The sequence below is a fragment of the Methylobacterium sp. WL6 genome (genome assembly GCF_008040095.1).
Classification (GTDB): domain Bacteria; phylum Pseudomonadota; class Alphaproteobacteria; order Rhizobiales; family Beijerinckiaceae; genus Methylobacterium.
Map to the genome: position 1 here is coordinate 1 of NZ_VRVH01000291.1, position 5,649 is coordinate 5,649.

Consider the following 5,649-nt stretch of genomic DNA (forward strand, 5'->3'; position numbering starts at 1 on the left):
CCGCCCCCCCCGCCCGCCCGCCGCCTCTTTTTTTTTAATGATACGGCGTCCTCGGAGATCTAGACGTATGGTGTCGTCGGGAGGGGCATATGTGTTTAAGAGACAGATCCGGCGCGCTGAGCACGCTCGGCTTGCCGGGATAGGCGAAGAACCCGACCGGCGGCGTCGCGCCGACGAGGATGACGTGGCGGAAGGGCGCCAGGGTCTCGATCGCGGCGTCGATCGGGTAGGGCAGGCGCTCGATCGGCACCGTGCCGGCGCCGCGGTCGATCCGGGCGTTGGCGGCCATGGCCAGCAGCTTGGCGCCGGTCTTCCGCGCGATGCGGGCGGCGATGCGGCGGCCCTCGCCGCGCACCGCCCGGTCGGACAGGTACAGCACCGCCGGCTCGCCCGAGGCCAGGGCCGCGACGGCGCGCCGCTGCGCATCCGCGCCCGCCCGCGCGCGCTCGGGAATCGCGGGGACGGGCGCGATGCCGGTGCCCGGGTTCCAGGCGGTGTCGGCGGGCAGGATCAGGGTCGCGATCCGCCCCGGGGCGGTCCGCGCCGCGGCGATCGCGTCGGCGCCGTCCGCGGCGATGGCCTCGGCGGTGGTGCCCATGCGCAGCCAGGCCGAGACCGGCCGGGCGAAGCCGGCGATGTCCGAGGTCAGCGGCGCGTCGTGGATGCGGTGGTAGGTGGCGTGCTCGCCGACGATGTTGACGATCGGCGAGCGGGCGCGGCGCGCGTTGTGGAGGTTTGCCAGGCCGTTGGCGAGGCCGGGGCCGAGATGGAGCAGGGTCGAGGCCGGCTTGTCGGCCATGCGGGCGTAGCCGTCGGCGGCCCCCGTCGCGCCGCCCTCGAACAGGAACAGCACGCAGGCCATGCCCTCGACCCGGTCGAGCGCCGCCACGAAATGCATCTCGGAGGTGCCGGGATTGGTGAAGCACACCTCGACGCCGCCCGCGACCAGGGTGCGGACCAGGCTCTCGGCGCCGTTCATCGTCTCTGCCAACGCGCTCATCCCTCATCTGGCGGTCCGGAACCGCAGGCCCCGCCGGGAGCGAAACCTCCGAAGGCGCCATCGTGGTGCCGCGGGATAGGGCGGCGCAAGGCCCGGGCGCAACGCCCAAGACGCCATTGTCCTGCGGCACAACCCAAGATCGTTGGCGCAGGTCTTGCCCGGAGGGACTGTCCCCCTCGCCCGCAGGGGCCTCCCCCCTCGCCCGGAGGGGCTTTCCCGGACCCACGCATGAGAAGCCGCACGATGCTCGGCCGTACCCTAGCTGCCCTCGCCGTCACCACCGCGCTGGCCGCGCCGCCGGCGCTCGCCGAGAGCGTCCTGCGCATCGCGATGACCGCGACCGACATTCCCACCGCCACCGGCATGCCCAACAACGGCTTCGAGGGCATGCGCTTCCTCGGCTACCCGATCTTCGAGGGGCTGGTGCAGTGGGACCTCACCCGCACCGACCGGCCGGCCGGGCTGATGCCGGCGCTCGCCACCGCCTGGGAGCAGTCGGCCGAGGACAAGCGGGTCTGGACCTTCCACCTGCGCGACGGCGTGCGCTTCCACGACGGCGAAGCGTTCGATGCCGACGCGGTGATCTGGAACCTCGACCGCTACTTCAAGAACGACAGCCCGCAATTCGAGGCGCAGGGCGCCGGCATCTCCCGCGCCCGGGTGCCGATCATGGGCAGCTACAAGAAGCTCGACGACAGGACGGTGCAGATCACCACCACGCAGGTGGCCTCGTACTTCCCCTACATGGCGGTGTACCTGCTGTTCACCTCCCCGAAATCGTTCGAGAAGGCCGGGCGCGACTGGGCCAAGGTGCAGGCGGTGCCGGCCGCCGGCACCGGGCCGTTCAAGCTGACCAAGGTGACGCCGCGGGAATCGGCGGATCTCGCCCGCAACGACGGCTACTGGGACAGGTCCCGCCTCGCCAAGGTCGACCGGGTCCGCCTGATGCCGATCCCCGAGGCCAACGCCCGGATCGCCGCGTTGCGGGCCGGCCAGGTCGACTGGATCGAGGTGCCGGCGCCCGACGCGATCCCGTCGCTGAAGGCCGCGGGCTTCGCCGTCACCACCGGCACCTACCCCCATGTCTGGCCGTGGATCTTCAACATCGGCGCGACCAACAGCCCGGTGAAGGACGTGCGCGTGCGCCAGGCCCTGAACTACTGCGTCGACCGCGCGGCGGTGGTCAGCTTCCTCAACGGCACCGCGGAGGCCGCCAGCGGCTGGTTCAACGACGGCAACCCGGATTTCGGCACCCCCAAGAACCGCTACGGCTTCGATCCGAAGCGGGGCAAGGCGCTGCTGGCCGAGGCCGGCTTCACCGCCAGGAACCCGCTCGCGCTGAAGATCATGATCTCGGCCTCCGGCTCGGGGCAGATGTCGCCGATGCCGATGAACGAGTTCCTGCAGGAGAACCTCAAGCAGGCCTGCGACGTCGACGTGTCGTTCAACGTCGTCGAGTGGCAGATCCTGCTGAACTCGAGCCGGGCGCTGCCCGACGCGGCCAGCCTGCAGGGCTCGAACGCCCTCAACGTCTCCTCGCCCACATCCGATGCGGGCGTGATGGTGCGCTACTTCGCGGCCGACCGGTTTCCGCCCAACGGCTTCAACTTCCCGAACTGGACCGACGCGCCCTTCGACAAGGCCCTGAAAACGCTCGCCGAATCGAGCGACCCGGCCGAGATCTCGGCCGCCACCAAGGCCGCGCACGAGCGCCTCGTCGACGACCCGCCCTGGCTCTACGTCGTCCACGACCTCAACCCCCGCGGCATGAGCCCGAAGGTGAAGGGGTTCGTCTCGCCGCAGAGCTGGTTCGTCGACCTGACGCTGGTGAGCCTGCCGTAGCCGCGTCCGACGCTCGACGCCCCGTCGTTCCGGGGCCGCGTGAGCGGCGCCCCGGGACGACGGGATGGCCCCCGACCACGACGACCGGACAATAAAGGGTCCTTCCGGATGACCGACACGACGAACGCCATCGCCGACCTCTCCGCGACCGAGCTCGCAAACAGAATTGCCGGCAAAACGCTGTCGCCGGTCGAGGCCGTGGCGGCGATGCTCGACCGCATCGCCGCCCGCGAGCCGAAGCTCCAGGCCTTCACCGAGGTGTTCGCCGACGATGCGCGGCTGGCGGCCGAGGGCGCCGACCGGGCGATCCGCTCCGGCCACGCGGTCGGGCCGCTGCACGGGGTGCCGATCGCGCTGAAGGACCTGATCGACCTCGAGGGCCGCATCACCATGGGCGGCTCGGCCGCCCACCGGGCGCGGCGCGCCACCCGCACCGCCACCATCGCCCGGCGCCTGATCGCGCAGGGGATGATCGTGCTCGGCAAGACCCACACGGTGGAGTTCGCCTATGGCGGCTGGGGCACCAACCCGCATCTCGGCACCCCGTGGAACCCGTGGGACCTCGCAGTCGCCCGCACGCCCGGCGGATCGAGCAGCGGCACCGGCGTCGCGGTGGCGGCGCGGATGGCGCCCTGGGGCATCGGCACCGATACCGGCGGCTCGGTGCGCCTGCCCGCGGCCTTCTGCGGGCTGACCGGGCTGAAGGTCACCGTCGGCCGGGTCTCGACCCACGGCATCGTCCCGCTCAGCGCGACCCTCGACACCCCCGGCCCGCTCGCCCGCAGCGTCGCCGACGCCGCGCTGCTCTACGCGGCGATCTCCGGCCCCGATCCGCTCGACCCGGCGACCCGCGGCATCCTGCCCGTCGACCCGTTCCCGACCCTGAACCGCGGCGTGCGCGGCCTGCGGCTCGCGCGGATGCCGGAGGCCGAGCGGGACGGCTGCTCGGCCGAGATGCTGACCGCCTACGATGCCTCCCTCGACGTGCTGTCCGGGCTCGGCGCGGAGATCGTCGACGTCGCGCTGCCGTTCCGCTTCGCCGACCTCGTGGCGATGAGCGGGATCACCAACGCCGAGGCCTACTTCGTCAACGGCGCGCTCGCCGAGGACGCGGCCGCGCCGCTCGGCGACGCGGTGCGCGCGCGCATCCTCGGCGGCCGCACCCTGTCGGCGCAGGAGTACCTCGCGACGCTCGAGCGCCGCGACGCGCTCAAGCGCGACCTCGCGCGCGCCTGGGACGGGATCGACGCGATCCTGACGCCCACCACCGAGACCGCGGCCGTGCCCCTGGCGGAGGTCGACGAGCTGCACCTGCCCTCCCGCTTCACGCGCTTCGCCAACCTGCTCGACCTGTGCGGCCTCAGCCTGCCGAACGGCGTCTCGCGCGGCGGCCTGCCGCTCTCGCTGCAGATCGTCGGCCGCGGCTACGACGAGGCGCTGGCCCTGCGCATCGGGCAGGCGTTCCAGGGCGCGACCGACTGGCACCTGCGGGCGCCGTCGGGGTTCTGAGGGGGCGGCTCTTCCCTCCCCCCTCAAGCGGGAGAGGGAAGAGGTGAGGTCGCGATCGGAAAAGTCGCGGTGCCGTCGTATCCCGTTCAACGTCCGGGCGTTATGGCTTGGGCCTCGCCCGCCCCGGAGGACGGACCCGATGCCGCGTTTCCCGATCGCCCTGGCGCTCCTCGCGCTCCTCGCTCCCGCCGTGCATGCCGAGACCCCGGCCACGGCCGAGCCGTCGGCGCCCTCCGTCGCCGCCGACCCGGTCCGCCCGGACAAGCCGGCGCACAAGCCGTACCTGACCGGCACGGGCGTGCCCGACACCGTCCAGATCCTGCCGGCGCCGCCGGCGAGCCACTCGACCCTGGAGGCGGCCGACCGCGCCGCCTTCAACGCCACGCGGGCGATGAAGGGCACGCCGCGCTGGGAGATGGCCGCCACCGACGTGGCCGAGGGCGCGGCCGCGATCCTCGAGACCTTCGCCTGCGTGCTCGGCACCCGCATCGACCAGGCCCGCGTGCCGGCGGTGATCACCCTGTTCGAGCGCGCGCGCCTCGACATCGCCGCCGGCACCCGCGGGCCGAAGGTGCATTACCGGCGCCTGCGCCCCTTCGTCGGCAACGAGGCGCCGATCTGCGTGCAGCGGACCCAGGCGCTCGCCGACAGCTTCAGCTATCCGTCGGGCCACGCCACCCAGGGCTGGGCCTACGCCCTGATCATGGCCGCGCTGGTGCCCGAGAAGGCCACCGCCATCCTCGCCCGCGGCCGGGCCTACGGCGAGAGTCGCGTGGTCTGCGGCGTGCACTGGCTGAGCGACGTCGCCGCCGGGCGCACCAACGGCTCGGTGATCTTCGCGGCGCTCGTCGGCGACGCCGCGTTCCGGGCCGATCTCGACCGGGCGCGGGCCGAGCTCGCCAAGGTGCTGGCGGGCGAGCGCAAGCCCCCGGATCAGGCCTTCTGCAGCCGCGAGGCCGACGCCCTGAAAAGCCCCGGCCTCGAGTTCTAGACGACCGCGATCCGTGGGAAATCCCGGATCCGTACCCGTCTCGGCACGCGATTGCGACGATGCCGTCGTGACGATCGCGCGTGCGTGACCGGGAGGCATGACCGCGCGCGCCGCGCCCCCCGTCGTCAGGTTTCGCGCGGTCCGCCCGGTCCGCGTCGCCGCGCGCGTCAACGCTCCGGCGGCGGCTGCACCGCCTGCGTCGGCCCGGCACGGCCCGAGACCGGCACGATCCTGGTTCGACACGCCGCAGGCGGTCTCGATGGCGGCTCGCGCGCAGCGGGACGGCCGCGCCCGCAGGCGCCGAAGC

3 protein-coding genes and 1 pseudogene are annotated in these 5,649 nt (G+C 72.9%); 3 read left to right on the forward strand and 1 reads right to left on the reverse strand.

The window, feature by feature from the left end; translation table 11 throughout:
- Window positions 1-109 precede the first annotated feature (109 nt).
- Window positions 110-979 (reverse strand): annotated as a pseudogene (locus FV230_RS23750) (acetolactate synthase large subunit); the annotation flags it as partial.
- Window positions 980-1,228: 249 nt separating this feature from the next.
- Here FV230_RS23750 and FV230_RS23755 point away from each other — a divergent pair.
- The 3 genes from FV230_RS23755 (at window position 1,229) to FV230_RS23765 (ending at window position 5,342) form a co-directional block, all read left to right on the forward strand.
- Window positions 1,229-2,842 carry an ABC transporter substrate-binding protein gene (locus tag FV230_RS23755; RefSeq protein ID WP_243947967.1) on the forward strand — a complete coding sequence of 538 codons (1,614 nt, stop codon included), beginning with the start codon at window positions 1,229-1,231 and terminating at the stop codon, window positions 2,840-2,842.
- A 108-nt stretch (window positions 2,843-2,950) separates the two neighbouring features.
- Window positions 2,951-4,351, forward strand: coding sequence for an amidase (locus FV230_RS23760; RefSeq protein ID WP_147844152.1), 1,401 nt, complete (start codon window positions 2,951-2,953; stop codon window positions 4,349-4,351).
- 139 nt (window positions 4,352-4,490) lie between these two features.
- The gene (locus FV230_RS23765) at window positions 4,491-5,342 is read left to right on the forward strand and encodes a phosphatase PAP2 family protein (RefSeq protein ID WP_147729549.1); all 852 of its coding nucleotides are present in this window, start codon (window positions 4,491-4,493) and stop codon (window positions 5,340-5,342) included.
- Window positions 5,343-5,649 lie beyond the last annotated feature (307 nt).

Coding starts and splice junctions, on each gene's coding strand:
- FV230_RS23755 (WP_243947967.1), top strand. CDS start 1,229: ATGAGAAGCCGCACGATGCTCGGCCGTACCCTAGCTGCCCTCGCCGTC.
- FV230_RS23760 (WP_147844152.1), top strand. CDS start 2,951: ATGACCGACACGACGAACGCCATCGCCGACCTCTCCGCGACCGAGCTC.
- FV230_RS23765 (WP_147729549.1), top strand. CDS start 4,491: ATGCCGCGTTTCCCGATCGCCCTGGCGCTCCTCGCGCTCCTCGCTCCC.